Annotated in this window: 9 protein-coding genes; 3 read left to right on the forward strand and 6 right to left on the reverse strand. The window is 72.2% G+C overall.

Annotated features, from left to right (window positions below; genetic code table 11):
* Positions 1–62 precede the first annotated feature (62 nt).
* A complete protein-coding gene (locus tag ACZ518_RS01550) occupies positions 63–2,837 on the reverse strand; it encodes a CBM96 family carbohydrate-binding protein (protein WP_469111020.1) in 2,775 nt (924 codons plus the stop codon).
* 256 nt (positions 2,838–3,093) lie between these two features.
* A complete protein-coding gene (gene gmd, locus ACZ518_RS01555; RefSeq protein WP_469111021.1) occupies positions 3,094–4,107 on the reverse strand; it encodes a GDP-mannose 4,6-dehydratase in 1,014 nt (337 codons plus the stop codon).
* Between the two features lie 389 nt (positions 4,108–4,496).
* On the opposite strand from gmd, the gene ACZ518_RS01560 reads away from it, so the two are divergent.
* On the forward strand, positions 4,497–5,441 hold the full coding sequence (locus tag ACZ518_RS01560) for a GDP-L-fucose synthase family protein (protein WP_469111022.1): 945 nt from the start codon (positions 4,497–4,499) through the stop codon (positions 5,439–5,441).
* Positions 5,442–5,458: 17 nt separating this feature from the next.
* Here ACZ518_RS01560 and ACZ518_RS01565 read toward each other — a convergent pair whose 3' ends face one another.
* Positions 5,459–6,946: a sugar transferase gene (locus ACZ518_RS01565; RefSeq protein ID WP_469111023.1), complete on the reverse strand. Its 1,488-nt coding sequence runs from the start codon at positions 6,944–6,946 to the stop codon at positions 5,459–5,461.
* Positions 6,947–7,329: 383 nt separating this feature from the next.
* On the opposite strand from ACZ518_RS01565, the gene ACZ518_RS01570 reads away from it, so the two are divergent.
* On the forward strand, positions 7,330–9,597 hold the full coding sequence (locus ACZ518_RS01570; protein ID WP_469111024.1) for a M4 family metallopeptidase: 2,268 nt from the start codon (positions 7,330–7,332) through the stop codon (positions 9,595–9,597).
* 105 nt (positions 9,598–9,702) lie between these two features.
* Here ACZ518_RS01570 and ACZ518_RS01575 read toward each other — a convergent pair whose 3' ends face one another.
* Complete coding sequence (locus ACZ518_RS01575) at positions 9,703–10,224, reverse strand: hypothetical protein (protein WP_469111025.1); 522 nt, start codon at positions 10,222–10,224, stop codon at positions 9,703–9,705.
* A gap of 178 nt (positions 10,225–10,402) precedes the next feature.
* On the reverse strand, positions 10,403–11,917 hold the full coding sequence (locus tag ACZ518_RS01580; RefSeq protein WP_469111026.1) for an MFS transporter: 1,515 nt from the start codon (positions 11,915–11,917) through the stop codon (positions 10,403–10,405).
* A 132-nt stretch (positions 11,918–12,049) separates the two neighbouring features.
* Between ACZ518_RS01580 and ACZ518_RS01585 the strand changes: the two genes are divergently transcribed.
* On the forward strand, positions 12,050–13,060 hold the full coding sequence (locus tag ACZ518_RS01585) for an Lrp/AsnC family transcriptional regulator (RefSeq protein ID WP_469111027.1): 1,011 nt from the start codon (positions 12,050–12,052) through the stop codon (positions 13,058–13,060).
* A gap of 16 nt (positions 13,061–13,076) precedes the next feature.
* Here the strand turns inward: ACZ518_RS01585 and glgP are convergent, their stop codons facing one another.
* Positions 13,077–15,713, reverse strand: a complete 2,637-nt coding sequence (gene glgP, locus ACZ518_RS01590) for an alpha-glucan family phosphorylase (protein ID WP_469111028.1) — start codon at positions 15,711–15,713, stop codon at positions 13,077–13,079.
* Positions 15,714–15,746: the final 33 nt, after the last annotated feature.

The following is a 15,746-nucleotide window of genomic DNA, read 5'->3' on the forward strand; positions in this document are numbered from 1 at the left end:
GTACGTGGGGAGGAGTACGGGGCCCGGCGCATGGCGGCCGGGCCCCGTACTCCGTCAGGCGGTTACTTCTGGCCGAAGGTGAGGACCAGCTGCGGAGCGGCGTCCGCGGCGGTCGACTCCGAGGACCAGATCCACAGCGGGTCGGTGCCCGTGCTGGTCAGGCCGAGGCTGTAGCCGCCGCCCAGCAGCGCGGAGACCGCGGCGGTGTCCAGTTCGACGTTCTGGACGGCCGAGCCGTCGGGCACGCCCGCGATGCTGCCGAGCGGGGTGGTGCCGAGGGCGGGCTTGGTGTTGAACGTCGTGGCGCCGCCGCTCCAGGTGCCGGTGACCGGGACCACGGAGACGGTGTCGGCGGTGCCGGCGCCGGTCTGCGTGGAGGTCTTGAACTGGAGGGAGGCGGCCTTGAGGACCTGCCCGGCCGGGGCGGCCGGGAGGGTGAAGCGCAGGTACGTCTCGTACGCCGAGGTACCGCGCACCGCGAGCGAGGACGAGGTGCCGTAGGCGGCGCTGGGGGCGCCCTGGTTGACGTAGGTGTCCTCGGACGCCGTGACCTTGGAGACCGTGTCGGTCGGGGCCTTGGCCAGGTCGAAGTGCGCCTTGACCTGGGCCTGGGTGAGCGCCGACGGGTAGACGGCGGTCTCGTCGATCTGTCCGGCGAAGAAGTTGCTCGTCGGACGGTTCGGCCAGCTGGTCAGACTGTCGCCGCCCACGTGCCAGAAGCCGGCGTACGGGGTGGAGTTGGTGGCGCTGTTGGTGCCCTTGTTCTGGCCGTCCACGTACAGGGTCATGCCGCCGGGGCCCTGCGTACCGACGACGTGGTGCCACTTGTTGTCGTTGTACGTCTCGAGGAGTCCGGTGGTGATGGTGCGGGCGGTGCCGTTGTAGACGCCGAAGGCCAGACGGCCGGTGTTGGTCATGTACAGCTGCTTGTCGAACGTGCTGCTGCTGTTGACCGTGTTGTTGCCGAAGCCGATCAGCTTGCCGCCGCGCGTGGTGTTGGTCTTGAACCACGTCTCGACGGTGAAGGAGGCGCCGACGCTCTGGCGGTGGTCGCTGTACACCTGCTGGCTGGTGCCGTTGAAGCCCATCGCCGTGCTGGTGCCGCTGACGGCGCCGGGGCTCTGGCGCAGCGCCGGGGCGCCGACCTGGACGCCGCCGGTGTTGCCGCCGTCGGAGGAGTCCGCGACGTACGGGCTGACGGTGTCGTCGTAGCGCCAGTACAGGTTGGCGCCGTCGGCGCGGACCCTGTCCGGGTACGCCTGCACGGAGGTCGGGACGGTCACGGAGACGCTCGCCGAAAGGGCGCTGGTGTTGCCCGCGGCGTCGGTGGCGGTCACCCGGTAGGTGTAGGACTGGCCGGCCTTGACGGTGGTGTCGTTCCAGGAGGCCTGCGGGCGCTCGAACTCCAGGGAGTCGGCGGTCACGGTGGCGATCGGGGTCGCCGAGCCGTTGCGGTAGATCCGGTACGTCAGCTTGCTGTCGTCCTGGTCGTAGCCGGTGCGCCAGCGGACCTGGACCTCGCCGGGCTTGACGCTCGCGGCGCTGGCGACGGGGGTGGTCGGCGCGCCGACGTCACCGGTGCCGGCGAAGCGGGTCAGCCCCTGCTGGGGCCGGCCGTTGATGAGCGTGAACTCGCCTCCCGCCCACAGGTACTTGACGCCGTCCTTCTCCGCGACGGACATGACGCGCGGGCCGATGCCCTCCCCGATGCCGTCGTTGGCGGTGGGGTGCCAGCCGAGCTTGCGCGGGCCGCGCACGAAGCCGTCCGCGGGCGCGGGGGCGGTGCCGGTGTGGTCGGTGGGCTGTGCCAGGAAGAAGTTCCGCTTGCCGTCGGGGAACTCCAGCTCGGTGGAGCAGTCGTGCGCGTGCGAGGAGCTGTAGAGCACGCCGTCGTAGGGCAGCACGTACTGGGTCGCGCCGAGGCAGCGGTCGCGCCACTTCTCGTTGAAGTCGAGGCCCAGGCCGAGGCGGCCGTCGAAGACGCCGCCGCCGGAGCCCTCGTTGGCGGTGTAGTAGCCCGTCGCGTCGGCCGAGATGTGCTTGACGACCGAGTTGGAGGGGATGGTGGAGTACGTCTTGGCGACCGCGCCCGTGGTGGCGTCGACGACCGCCAGGGCGTGCGTGTTGGCGCCGTTGACCGCGAAGAAGTCGCCGCCGAGCAGGACCTTCCTGCCGTCGTTGCTGACCTTGACGGCCCGGCCGGGCTCGTCCGCGTTGGCGGTCCAGGGCTTGACGGCACCGGAGGCGGCGTCGACCGCGGCGAACCGCTCGCGGGTCTGGCCGTCGACGGTGCCGAAGTCACCGGCCACGTAAAGGGTGTCGTCGGTGACGTCGAGCGCGCGCACGGTGGCGGGTACGCCGGGGTGGAAGGCGGCCTTGGGGGTGCAGGTGTCGATGTCGATCGCGGCGAGGCTGGAGACGGGAGTGCCGTTGACGGCGCCGAAGTAGCCGCCCGCGTACAGGGTCTTCTTGTCCTTGGAGACGGCCAGGGCCCGGACGGTCGCGCTGCCGTCGCTGACGGTGAAGGCCAGTTTGCAGGAGGTGGGGTTGCCCGTCGCGGCGTCCAGCGCCACGAAGTTGACCGCTTCCTGCTCGGCTCCCCCGGCCGCGTCGGGCGGGCGGACCGCGGAGAAGGTGCCGCCCGCGAATACGGTGCCGTTCGCCTGCTCCATGGCGAAGACGACGCCGTTCGGCTGCCAGGTGGGCAGCTCGTCGGCGGTGAACGCCACCGGCGGTGTGATGGCTGACGCCTCGGGCATCAGCACCAGGCCGAGGCCCGTGCCGGCACCGGCCAGTGACAGTGCGAGGGCAGCACTCAGCCCTCTGGATCTACGCATGAGCCCCCCAGGGCCGTTGGCCCGGCTTGATGGCTGGAACTATCCGAACAGCCGTATGTACTGGCGCAGACTAGGGCTCGCGCGAGAACCCGGTCACCTCTCTTGACCCATTGCATACCAACTTGGAATCAACGGAGTTCAGGCTGGAGGATGCGCCGCGGACATGCGGCGGGTGCGCACCCGGCCACACCCGTACGGAGCCTTGAGCTCGCGGGGATGACCGGGACACGGCAAATCGTAGGCGAGAGCCGGAGGCTCAGCGGTCGATCCGGACGCCGGCGCCCGCCAGTTGGTCCTCGACCTGGCGGACATCGGCATCCACCATGATCTGCGCCAGCTCGGGCACCAGGACCGTCGGCTTCCAGCCAAGGATCTCCCGCGCCTTGGAGGCGTCGCCGATGAGGGCGTCGACCTCGCTGGGGCGCTCGTACTTGGGGTCGTAGCGGACGTGGTCGGTCCAGTCAAGGCCGGCGTGGGCGAAGGAGGACTCGACGAAGTCCCGCACGGTGGCGGCTACTCCGGTGGCGACCACGTAGTCCGTCGGCTCGTCCTGCTGGAGCATGCGCCACATCGCGTCGACGTACTCGGGGGCGTAGCCCCAGTCGCGGACGGCGTCGAGGTTGCCGAGGTAGAGGTGGTCCTGGAGGCCGGACTTGATGCGGGCGACCGCACGGGTGATCTTCCGGGTCACGAAGGTCTCGCCGCGGCGGGGGGACTCGTGGTTGAAGAGGATCCCGTTGACGGCGAACATGCCGTAGGCCTCGCGGTAGTTGACCGTGGTCCAGTACGCGAAGACCTTGGCCCCGCCGTACGGGCTGCGCGGGTGGAAGGGGGTGTCCTCGTTCTGCGGGGGCGGTGTGGAGCCGTACATCTCGGAGGACGAGGCCTGGTAGATCCGGGTGTCGACGCCGCTGGCCCGGATGGCCTCCAGCAGCCGCAGCGCGCCGAGTCCGGTCACGTCGCCCGTGTAGAGGGGGGCGTCGAAGGAGACGCGGACGTGGGACTGGGCGCCGAGGTTGTAGACCTCGTCGGGGCGTATGTCGCGCAGCAGGTTCACCAGGGCGACGCCGTCGGAGAGGTCGGCGTGGTGCAGGACGAAGGAACGATTCTCCGTCTGCGGGTCCTGGTAAATGTGGTCGATCCGCTCCGTGTTGAAGCTGGAGGACCGCCGCACGAGCCCGTGCACCGTGTAGCCCTTGGAGAGCAGGAGCTCTGCGAGGTACGAGCCGTCCTGTCCGGTGACGCCGGTGATCAGTGCGGTCTTGCCCATGTGGTGTCCCCCTGGGATCCGTTGCTGTTCTGATGTGCTCCGGCCTCTGGCACGACCGGTCTTTCCGTATGCGCCTGCGGCCCGGCGCGCAGGGGCCCCCGACGGCCCTGCGGCATTCCGGCAGGCGGCGGGCCGGGCCCGCCCGTCCCTGGTCCGGGACTGGATGCGTACCGTACACGCCCACTCCGCACGACCCGGCCCTGGCGCACGCCAGGGCCCCGCCGCACGCTCCGGCCCCGTCGGCGTCCGAGGCGCCCGGGGTCCGGGGGCAGAGCCCCCGGCAGTGGCGCCGCACGCGCACGACCGGCCCCGGGTGTAACCGACGGCTCCGCACCCCGGGTCCGGACTCCCCCGGAACCCGCGGCCGGCGGACTGGCATCATCGGCGGTATGACAAGCACCCCGTCCCTGCTGCCCCCGCACGCCCGCGTCTTCGTCGCCGGACACCGCGGCCTCGTGGGGTCCGCGGTCGCGCGCCGCCTCACCGCCGACGGCCACGAGGTGCTCACCCGCGGCCGCGCCGACCTCGACCTGCGCGACGCCACCGCGACGGAGGCGTACCTGCGCGACGTCCGCCCGGACGCGGTCGTGCTGGCCGCCGCCAAGGTCGGCGGGATCATGGCCAACAGCACGTACCCGGTGCAGTTCCTGGAGGACAACCTCAAGATCCAGCTCAGCGTCATCGCCGGTGCGCACACCGCCGGCGTGGGCCGCCTGCTGTTCCTCGGCTCCTCCTGCATCTACCCGAAGCTGGCCCCGCAGCCCATCACCGAGGACGCCCTGCTGACGGGCCCGCTGGAGCCCACCAACGAGGCCTACGCCCTCGCGAAGATCGCCGGCATCGTGCAGGTCCAGTCGTACCGCAAGCAGTACGGGGCCTCGTACATCTCGGCCATGCCCACGAACCTCTACGGCCCGGGCGACAACTTCGACCTCCAGTCCTCGCACGTGCTGCCGGCGCTGATCCGCCGCTTCCACGAGGCGGCCACGGAGGGCCGCGACGAGGTCACCCTGTGGGGCAGCGGCACCCCGCGCCGGGAGTTCCTGCACGTGGACGACCTGGCGGCCGCCTGCGCGGTGCTGCTGGAGCGCTACGACGGCGACGAGCCCGTCAACATCGGCTGCGGCGAGGACCTCACCATCAAGGAGCTGGCCGAGACCGTCGCCGAGGTCACCGGCTTCCGGGGACGGCTGGCCTGGGACACCTCCAAGCCGGACGGGACCCCGCGCAAGCTGCTCGACGTGTCCCGTCTGACCTCGCTGGGCTGGAAGCCGGGCACCGGGCTGCGGGACGGCATCGACGCCACCTACCGCTGGTGGCTCGGCCAGAGCTGACGTCACCCCGTGGCCCCTCAGTACGCTCCGCGGCCGTCGACCACGGCGCGGAGCGTACGGCCCATGACGTCGACGTCGCTGGTGAAGGACCAGTTGTCCACGTACTGCAGATCCAGCTGAATCGTTTCGTCCCAGGACAGGTCCGACCGCCCGCTGATCTGCCACAGGCCGGTCATCCCGGGCCGTACGGTGAGCCGGCGCAGCTCGACCTCGTCGTACTCCGCCACCTCCTCGGGCAGCGGAGGGCGGGGGCCGACCAGCGACATGCTGCCCGTCAGTACGTTGACGAGCTGCGGGAGTTCGTCCAGCGAGGTGCGGCGCAGCAGCCGGCCCACCCGGGTCACGCGGGGGTCGCGGCGCATCTTGAACATCAGGCCGTCGTTCTCGTTGGCCCCCGCGAGCTCGGCCTTGAGCCGGTCGGCGTCCGTCACCATCGTGCGGAACTTCCACATGACGAAGGGGACCCCGTCGCGCCCGACGCGCCGCTGACTGTAGAAGGCCGGCCCCGTCGAGCCGAGGCGGATGGCCAGGACGAGCCCGAGGAACAGCGGCGACAGCAGCAGCAGCCCGACAGCCGCCCCCACCCGGTCGAGCACCGCCTTGAGCAGGGGCTGCACCCCCCGCCGCACGGGCGGCGCGACCCGCAGCACGGCGAGGCCGCCCGCCGACAGGGTCTCCAGCCGCTTGACGGATATCTCCACCAGCCCCGGGCAGACGGCGAGTTCGAGGCCCTCGTCGTGCAGGGCCCAGGCAACCCGCCGCAGCCGCTCCCCCGCGAAGCGCGCCCCGGGCGCCACGAGCACCAGGTCGGCGTGGTGGCGGCGGACGGCGCGCAGCACGGCCGACGCGTCCCGGTTCGGCGCCTTCGGCATCGAGGCGTCCAGCCTGGCCGCGACCGGCATCCCGCCGGCGAGGGGGCCCCCGCCGACGGGGACGATGCCGACGACGACGTACGGGTGGTCGGTGCGCGCGGCGAGGTGCGCGATGACGTGCTCGGCGGCGGCGGGCTCGCCGACCACCAGCACGCGGCTGACGGCCTGTACCTCGCGGCGGTCGGCCGACAGGTGGCGGTACGTCAGTTTGTGGCACCCGACGGTGACGAGGAGCGCGGGCAGCAGCGCGCCGAGGGCGGCGAGACGGGGGGTCTCCTCCGCCGTCACCACCCGGGCGACGGCCAGGACGCCGATCAGAATCAGCCAGTCGTGCAGTACGGGGAGCGCTCCGCGGGACTCTCCGAGGACCCGGGTGACGTACCGTCGGCGCAGCGCCTGCACCCCGGTCCAGGCGAGGGCCGCGCCGACCGCGCAGTGGAGGGGCCTGGCCTGCCCGGCGGCGTCGAAGACCAGGCCGACGGGCACGGCGGCACCGACGAGGTCGGCCGTCACGGCCACGGGCAGGTACCACCGCGCCTTGTCACCGAGCCGCCGCACCGGGGGCGCTGACGGCCCGTCGGGCCCGGCCACCTCGGAGGCCACTCTTTGCTCAGGAAAACGAACATGCCTCATGGGCCCCCCTGGCACGTGGTCTAGGTCGGTGCCACCTGTCCACTGCTTCCCCTGGCAGCGAACACATGTCGCACCGGGAAACAGTACGACAAACACCCGTACGGTAAATGCCGTTCGGGTTGGCGGGATCCCTTGTTGCCCAAGTGTTAACAGCCGGTAGCAAGCGTTCCGTCCGCCGGCGGGGCCCCTCCCACACAAAGGTGAATGGTTCGGATACCGGATACGTATCTTCGGACAACGGACTGTTTCCGGCCAACCTTTTGATGTGGCCCTGACATCGCAGCAAACAGCTGGCACTCTTCGATCCGTTCATCGCACCAGCCCTGATCTGCCCGGAGGCCCACCCAGCCATCCGGAACCCCCCCTTGCAGAAGGAGTCTGCGTTGAGTCCCACCCCCCAGCGGCGTGCCACCGCGGCCGGCGCGCTCGTAGCCGCGGCCGCCCTGCTCGCCGTAGGCATACAGGCCGGTACCGCCACCGCCGACGCGACCGCGTCGCAGACCCGCACGGCCGCCCAGCCCAACCCGGGCGCGGCCCCCGCAGCACTCAGCGCTTCGGAGCGTGCGACGCTCATCACCGAGGCCAACTCGACCACCGCCCAGGCCGCGAAGGCGCTCGGCCTCGGTGGTGGCGAGAAGCTGATCGTCCGCGATGTGACCAAGGACGCGGACGGCACCACGCACACCACCTACGAGCGGACCTACGACGGTCTGCCCGTGCTCGGCGGTGACCTCACCGTCCACGCCAAGGGCGGCGTCACCAAGAGCGTGACCAAGGCGACCCAGCACGAGATCAAGGTCTCGGACACCACCGCCACCGTGACCCCGGCCGCCGCCGAGGGCCAGGCCGTTTCGGCTGCGAACGCCGAGGGCTCCAAGCAGACCAAGGCCGACAAGGGTGCCCGCAAGGTCATCTGGGCCGCGGACGGCGTCCCGGTCCTCGCCTTCGAGACCGTCGTCGGCGGCCTCCAGGACGACGGCACCCCGAGCCAGCTCCACGTGATCACGAACGCCAAGACCGGCGCGAAGATCTCCCAGTGGCAGGGCGTCCAGACCGGTACCGGCAACACCCAGTACAGCGGTCAGGTCACCCTCGGCTCCTCGCAGTCGGGCAGCAACTGGACGCTCACCGACGCGGGCCGCGGCAGCCACAAGACCTACAACCTGAACCGGGGCACCTCCGGCACCGGCACCCTGTTCTCCGGCCCGGACGACATCTGGGGCAACGGCTCCCCGTCCAACACCGAGACGGCCGGCGCGGACGCCCACTACGGCGCCCAGGTCACGTGGGACTACTACAAGAACGTCCACGGCCGCAACGGCCTGCGCAACGACGGCGTGGCCCCGTACAGCCGGGTCCACTACGGCAACGCGTACGTCAACGCCTTCTGGGACGACTCCTGCTTCTGCATGACCTACGGCGACGGTGACGGCAACGCCAAGCCGCTCACCTCGATCGACGTGGCCGCGCACGAGATGACCCACGGCCTCACCTCGGTCACCGGCAACATGACCTACAGCGGCGAGCCCGGCGGTCTGAACGAGGCCACCTCCGACATCATGGCGGCGGCGGTCGAGTTCTACGCCAACAACCCGCAGGACGTCGGCGACTACCTGGTCGGCGAGAAGATCGACATCCGCGGCAACGGCACCCCGCTGCGCTACATGGACAAGCCGAGCAAGGACGGCTCCTCCAAGGACGCCTGGTACTCCGGCATCGGCGGCATCGACGTCCACTACTCCTCGGGCCCGGCCAACCACTGGTACTACCTGGCCTCCGAGGGCTCCGGCGCCAAGGTCATCAACGGCGTGAGCTACGACTCGCCGACCTCCGACGGCCTGCCCGTCACCCCGATCGGCCGTGACGCCGCCTCGAAGATCTGGTTCCGCGCGCTGACGGTGGGCTACTTCAAGTCGACCACCAACTACGCCGACGCCCGCGTCCAGACGCTGAAGGCCGCCGCCGACCTGTACGGCCAGGGCTCGGCCACGTACAACAACGTCGCCAACGCCTGGGCCGCCATCAACGTCGGCCCGCGCATCAACGACGGCGTGACGGTCAGCCCGATCGCCAACCAGAACACCCAGATCAACACCGCGGTGAGCCTCCAGGTCCAGGCGACCAGCACCAACCCGGGCTCGCTGACCTACTCGGCGACCGGCCTGCCGGCCGGCCTGTCGATCAACTCCTCGACCGGTCTGATCTCCGGTACGGCGACCACCGCGGCCACGTCCAACGTGACCGTCACGGTGACCGACTCGGCCTCCAAGTCGGGTACGGCGTCCTTCACCTGGACCGTGGGCACCTCGCAGCAGAACGTGTTCGAGAACACGAACGACTACGCGATCGCCGACAACGCGACCGTCGAGTCCCCGGTCACGGTGACCCGCACCGGCAACGCGCCGAGCACCCTCAAGGTGGACGTCAACATCGTCCACACCTACATCGGTGACCTGAAGGTCGACCTGGTCGCGCCCGACGGCAGCGTCTACAACCTGCACAACCGTTCCGGCGGCAGTGCGGACAACATCGTCAGGAGCTACACGGTGGACGCCTCCTCCGAGGTCGCCCAGGGCGTCTGGAAGCTCCGGGTCAACGACAACGCGAGCCTGGACACCGGCAAGATCGACAGCTGGAAGCTCACCTTCTGACCCCCTCCGGGGCAGGGAGTGAACCACGGCTGAACCGCTGAACCACGGGGCCGCCCGGGAGAAGAACTCCCCGGGCGGCCCTGTCCCATGTCCGGGCGGCGGCCCTCAGCCGATGCTCCGGAAGACGCTCTTCATGAAGTCGCCCTGGGTCATGCTCCGCCCCTGCCCCGGGCGGGCCATGCTGCGGTCGTCGTCCCAGTCGTCACGGTCGTCACGGTCGTCCCAGTCGTCACGGCCGCCGTGGTGCCCGCCGTGGTGCCCGCTCGGCTTGAAGAACACCGACCGGACGTTCAGGTCGTGCGCCCGCTCGCCCGGCCGCAGCGTCTCCTGGGCCTCGCCGCCGCAGCTGTTGTCCCTGAAGAGCAGGGCGAGGGACTCCGTGTCGTTCTCCACCCAGAACGCGGGCCGGTTCTGCGAGGTGCCCGTCAGCCGGTAGCAGGTGTCGTTGTCGGCGGGCTCGAGCGTCCTGCGGTGCACGTCGCCGCCGTCGTCGGTGAACCGGTAGTGCAGTTCGCCCAGGGTGTCGTGGTCGCGGTCGTGGCCGACGGCCAGGGACGGGCCGGCGGCCGGGAGGACGAGCGCGAGGGAGGCGAGGAGCGCGGCCGCTGCGGTGGAGCGAAGACGCATGTGAGAGTCCGTTTCTCGGGGTGCGTGGGGACCGGGTCCGGTGGACATCCGGGGGCAGCCTAGGAGCGGACCGGCCACCGGGAGCACCGCCATGCACCGCGTGTTCGAAGGTTCACCCTCCCGGGGAGCCGCCCGGATCACCCCGGCGCCCGTACGGCCGTACGGGCGCCGGCGCGGCTCAGGCGGAGGTCCGCCCGGACGCGGGAACTCCCGCCGGAGCACCGCCCTGTGCCGGGACCGGGGCCCCGGCGGCCGGGCGGCGGACCAGCAGCGCCACCGCCAGCGCACCCGCCAGGCCCAGCGCCCCCGAGACCAGGAAGGTGTCCCGCAGCCCGCTCGCGAAGGCGGCGTCGACCCACTCCCGCGCCCCCGGCGCCGCCAGCAGCCGCCCCGCCCCGCCGGAGGCCAGGGCGTCGGCGAGCTCCCGGGGCCGCCCGTCGAGCCCGTCAGCCAGCCCGGCGTGGAACACCGCGCCCAGCACCGCGATCCCCAGCGCGGTGCCCAGCTGCCGCGCGGTGTTCAGCACGCCGCCGGCCATGCCCGCCCGGGCCGGGGCCACCGCCCCCATCGCGGTGGCCGCCAGCGCGGGGGTCGCCATGCCCACGCCCACGCCGCTCACCAGCAGTCCGGGCGCCAGCGCGGTCCAGCCGTCACCCGCGTCCAGCATCCAGGCCTGGAGCAGCGCCCCCGCCCCGATCAGCAGCAGCCCGCCGCCGATCGTCAGCCGGGGCGGGGCCCCGTGCAGCAGCCGCCCGGCCAGCGCCGCGACGACGAAGCCGGCGAGGCTCATCGGCAGCAGCACCAGGCCGCCGCCCACCGGGCTCATCCCCTCGGCGGACTGGAGCCAGAGGGAGACGTACATCAGGTACGAGAACGCCGCGCCGGACAGCAGCAGCCCGGCGGCCATCACCGCCACGAAGACCGGGCTGCGGAAGAGCGACAGGTCCAGCATCGGGCGGGAGCCGCGCAGTTCGACGAGGACGAAGGCGGCGAACGCGGCCACCGCGAGGCCGGCCGGCCCGAGGGTGGCGGCCGAGGTCCAGCCGTTCTCTCCGACCCTGATCAGGGCGTACGTCAGGGCCGCGGCCCCCACGGTGAAGGTGGCCATGCCCGGCAGGTCGAGCCCCCGCGCCCGCGGGTCGCGGGACTCGGCCACGGCCTTCAGGGTCACCCAGACGGCCAGCACGCAGACGGGCAGGTTGATGAAGAAGATCCAGCGCCAGCCGAAGTGCTCGGTCAGCAGTCCGCCGATGACCGGCCCGGCCGCGGCGGCGGCGCCGTTGACCGCGCCCCACACGCCGAAGGCGACGCCCCGGTCACGGCCCTGGTAGGCCGCGCTGAGCAGGGCCATGGTGGTGGCGAACATCGCCGCGCCCCCGACGCCCTGCACCGCGCGGAAGGCGATCAGCGCGGCCGGGCCGTCCGCGACCCCGCAGGCGAGGGAGGAGGCGGCGAAGAGCACCAGCCCGCCCAGGTAGACGCGGCGGCGGCCGATCCGGTCGGCGAGCGAGCCCGCGCCGAGCAGCAGGGCGGCCAGGGCGAGGGCGTAGACGTCCATCACCCACTGGAGGCCGGCGAAGTCGGTACGCATGTCGGCGGCCATGTCCGGGAGGGCGACGGTCACGATCGTGACGTCGACCAGGAGCATGAACGCCCCGAGGCACACCGCGGTCAGCGGCAGCCACTTACGCATGGGGGTCTCCTCGGATCGGGGGTCGGGAGGCGGGGCGCGCCCCGTGTGACCCCACGGTCGCAGCGGCCCGTTCCGGAACCCCACCCAGCGAGCACCCTCTGCCGGATTTCCGTCATCGGGGATGCTGTGGTGATGGAAACCGTGAATCGCGAAGAGCTGGACGGTCTCGACCGGTCCCTGATCCACGCCCTGGTGATCGACGGCCGGGCCCCCTTCAGCCGCATCGCCGAGGTGCTGGAGGTCTCCGACCAGACCGTCGTGCGCCGCTACCGGCGGCTGCGGAGCGCCGGGCTGATCCGGGTCGTCGGGCTGCCGGTGGGCAGCCGCGTCGGGCTGTTCGAGTCCTGGCTGCGGGTGCAGTGCACCCCCGACGCGGCGCTCCCGGTCGCCGAGGCGCTCGCCCGCCGGCCGGACATCGCCTGGGTGACCATGAACTCCGGCGGCACGGAGATCCACTGCATGACCCGGGCCCGTACCCGCCGTGACCGCGACGCCCTGCTGCTGGAGAAGCTGCCGCGCACCCGCCGGGTCACCGGCATCAGCGCCCACACCATCCTGCGGAAGTTCTTCGGCGGTCCCGACGCGTGGGCGGGCGTCGACGAGCTGCGCCCCGACCAGATCGCGGCCCTTCAGCGCCCTCCGGCCGAGCCGGGGCCGGAGCGGTACGTCCTCAACGCGGCGGAGTCGGCCCTGCTGGCGGTGCTGGGCCGGGACGGCCGCGCGGGGTATCCGGAGCTGGCGCGCGCCGCCGGGCTGTCGGAGTCCACCGCCCGCCGGCGGCTGGAGCGGCTGCGGGACCTCGGGGCGGTCTTCTTCGACGTGGAGTTCGTGCCCGAGCTGTTCGGCTACGAGGCGGAGGCGACGCTGGTGCTGACCGTCCCGCCGGCCCGGCTGGCGGAGGTGGGGAACGCGCTGGCGGGTCACCGCGAGGTGCCCTTCGCGGCTGCCGTGACGGGGGCGGCCTCCCTGATGGCGGTGGTGGTGTGCCGCGACACCGACGCCCTCTACACCTATCTGACGGAGCGGATCGGCGCGGTGGACGGCGTGGGCCAGGTGGAGGTGATCCCGGCCCTGCGCAGTGTGAAGCGGGCCGGGATGCTGGTCGAGGGCGGGCGGCTGGTGGATCCGCCGCCCGCCCCCTGATCCCGCCCGCAGCGGCTCAGCGCAGCAGTACGCCGCCCAGCGCGTCAGTGTCCACCGGGGCCGCGACCAGGCCGAGTTCGGCCGGGGTCGCCAGCAGCGGGTGCGTCGGCAGGATCCGTACGGTGTAGCCGAAGGGCCCCGTCCGGTCCAGCGCGAGCGGGCCCTCGTACACCCAGCGCCCCTCCAGGTCGGGTCCGGCGGCGGGCTTGAGCGGGAAGGCCCGCCCGTCCCGGATCACGTCCTGGGCGTCGACCCGCCCGGCGACGGCCTGCACCTCCACGTCCTCCGGCGCGAGCGCGTCCAGCGCGACCCGCACCCGCAGGGTGAGGGTGGCGCCCAGTTCGGCGGTGCCCCCCACGGGCGCGGCGGCGACGGCCTCCACGTGCTCGACGGCGACCCGTGGCCAGGAGGCCCGGATCCGGCCCTTCCACCAGGCCAGTTCCTGTGCGGCGCCGGGGGTCAGGGCCCGGTGGGAGAGCGCGGCGGGGGCGTAGAGGCGTTCCACGTACTCCCGCACCATCCGGCCCGCGAGCACCTTCGGGCCCAGGGACACCAGGGTGCGGCGGACCATCTCGATCCACCGCACGGGCAGTCCGGCCCCCCCGTCCCGGTCGTAGAAGCGGGGTGCGACCCGCTTCTCGATCAGCTCGTAGAGGGATCCGGCCTCCAGGTCGTCGCGGCGGTCCTCGTCCGTGCCGAGCCCGTCGGCGGTGGGGATGGCCCAGCCGAAGTCGGGCTCGAACCACTCGTCCCACCAGCCGTCCAGCACGGACAGGTTGAGGCAGCCGTTGAGGGCGGCCTTCATCCCGCTGGTGCCGCAGGCCTCCAGCGGGCGCAGCGGGTTGTTGAGCCAGACGTCGCAGCCCGGGTAGAGCTTCTGCGCCATGGCCATGCCGTAGTCGGGCAGGAAGACGATGCGGTGGCGCACGCGCGGGTCGTCGGAGAAGCGGACCAGCTCCTGCACGAGCCGCTTGCCGCCGTCGTCGGCCGGGTGCGCCTTGCCGGCGACGACGATCTGCACGGGGCGGTCCGGGTCCAGCAGCAGCCGGCGCAGCCTCTCGGGGTCGCGCAGCATCAGCGTGAGCCGCTTGTACGAGGGCACGCGGCGGGCGAAGCCGATGGTCAGCACGTCCGGGTCGAGGACGCCGTCCACCCAGCCGAGTTCGGCGTCGGCGGCCCCGCGCTGCTTCCACGAGGCGCGCAGCCGGTCGCGCACCTCCTGGACCAGCTGCTCGCGCAGGGCCCGGCGTACGTCCCACACGTCCTGGTCGGCGATCTGCGCGACGGCATCCCAGCGGGCGGAGGCGCCCACGGCGAGGGCGTCCTCGGTCCGTCCGGCCCCGATCTGGCGGGCGCCGAGCCGCATGACCTCGGGGGCGACCCAGGTCGGGGCGTGCACCCCGTTCGTCACGGAGGTGATGGGCACGTCGGCGGCGTCGAAGCCCGGCCAGAGCCCGGCGAACATGCCCCGGCTGACCGCCCCGTGGAGGGTGGAGACGCCGTTGGCGCGCTGGGCGAGGCGCAGGCCCATCACGGCCATGTTGAACACCCCGGGGTCACCGCCCGGGTAGGTCTCGGCGCCCAGTTCCAGGATCCGCTCGACGGGTACGCCGGGCAGCTCGCCGCCGTCGCCGAAGTGCCGTGCGACCAGGGAGCGCTCGAAGCGGTCGATGCCGGCGGGCACGGGGGTGTGCGTGGTGAACACGGTCCCGGCGCGCACGGCTTCGACGGCCGCGTCGAAGCCGAGGCCCTGCTCGCCGTCGAGTTCCCTTATGCGTTCAAGTCCGAGGAAGCCGGCGTGTCCCTCGTTGGTGTGAAAGACCTCGGGGTCGGCGTGGCCGGTGATCCGGCAGTACGCGCGTACGGCGCGGACGCCGCCGACGCCGAGCAGCATCTCCTGGAGGAGGCGGTGGTCGCTTCCGCCGCCGTAGAGCCGGTCGGTCACCTCGCGGGCGCCGGCGTCGTTGTCCTCGACGTCTGAGTCGAGCAGGAGCAGCGGCACCCGGCCGACGCGGGCCTGCCAGATGTGCGCGTGCAACGACCGCCCGCCGGGCAGGGTGAGCGTCACCCGGGCGGGGAGGCCGTCCTCCTGCCGCAGCAGGGACAGGGGCAGCTCGTGGGGATCGAGTACCGGGTAGTGCTCCTGCTGCCAGCCGTCGCGGGAGAGCGACTGGCGGAAGTAGCCGTGCCGGTAGAGCAGGCCGACGCCGATGACGGGGACGCCGAGGTCGCTGGCGGCCTTGAGGTGGTCCCCGGCGAGGATCCCGAGGCCGCCGGAGTACTGGGGCAGGGCGGCGGTGATGCCGAACTCGGGGGAGAAGTAGGCGATGGCGGCGGGGAACTCCGCGGCGTTCTCGCTGGTCTGGTACCACCTGCCGCCGTGCAGGTAGTCGTCGAGGTCGGCGGCGGCCACGGCCAGCCGCCGCAGGAACCGCCGGTCGGCGGCGAGTTCCTCCAGCCGGGAGGCGGGCACGGCGCCGAGCAGCCGGACGGGGTCGCCGCCGGCGGCCTGCCAGCCCTCGGGGTCGACGGATTGGAAGAGTTCACGGGTTTCCGTATGCCACGACCAGCGCAGGTTGCGCGCGAGGTCGGCGAGCGGCATCAGGGGTTCGGGGAGGACGGGGCGCACGGTGAATCGACGGATAGCCTTCACACGTTCCACCTTCGCAGGGGATGACGGATCGGA

This window comes from Streptomyces sp. NPDC033966 (assembly GCF_055575955.1).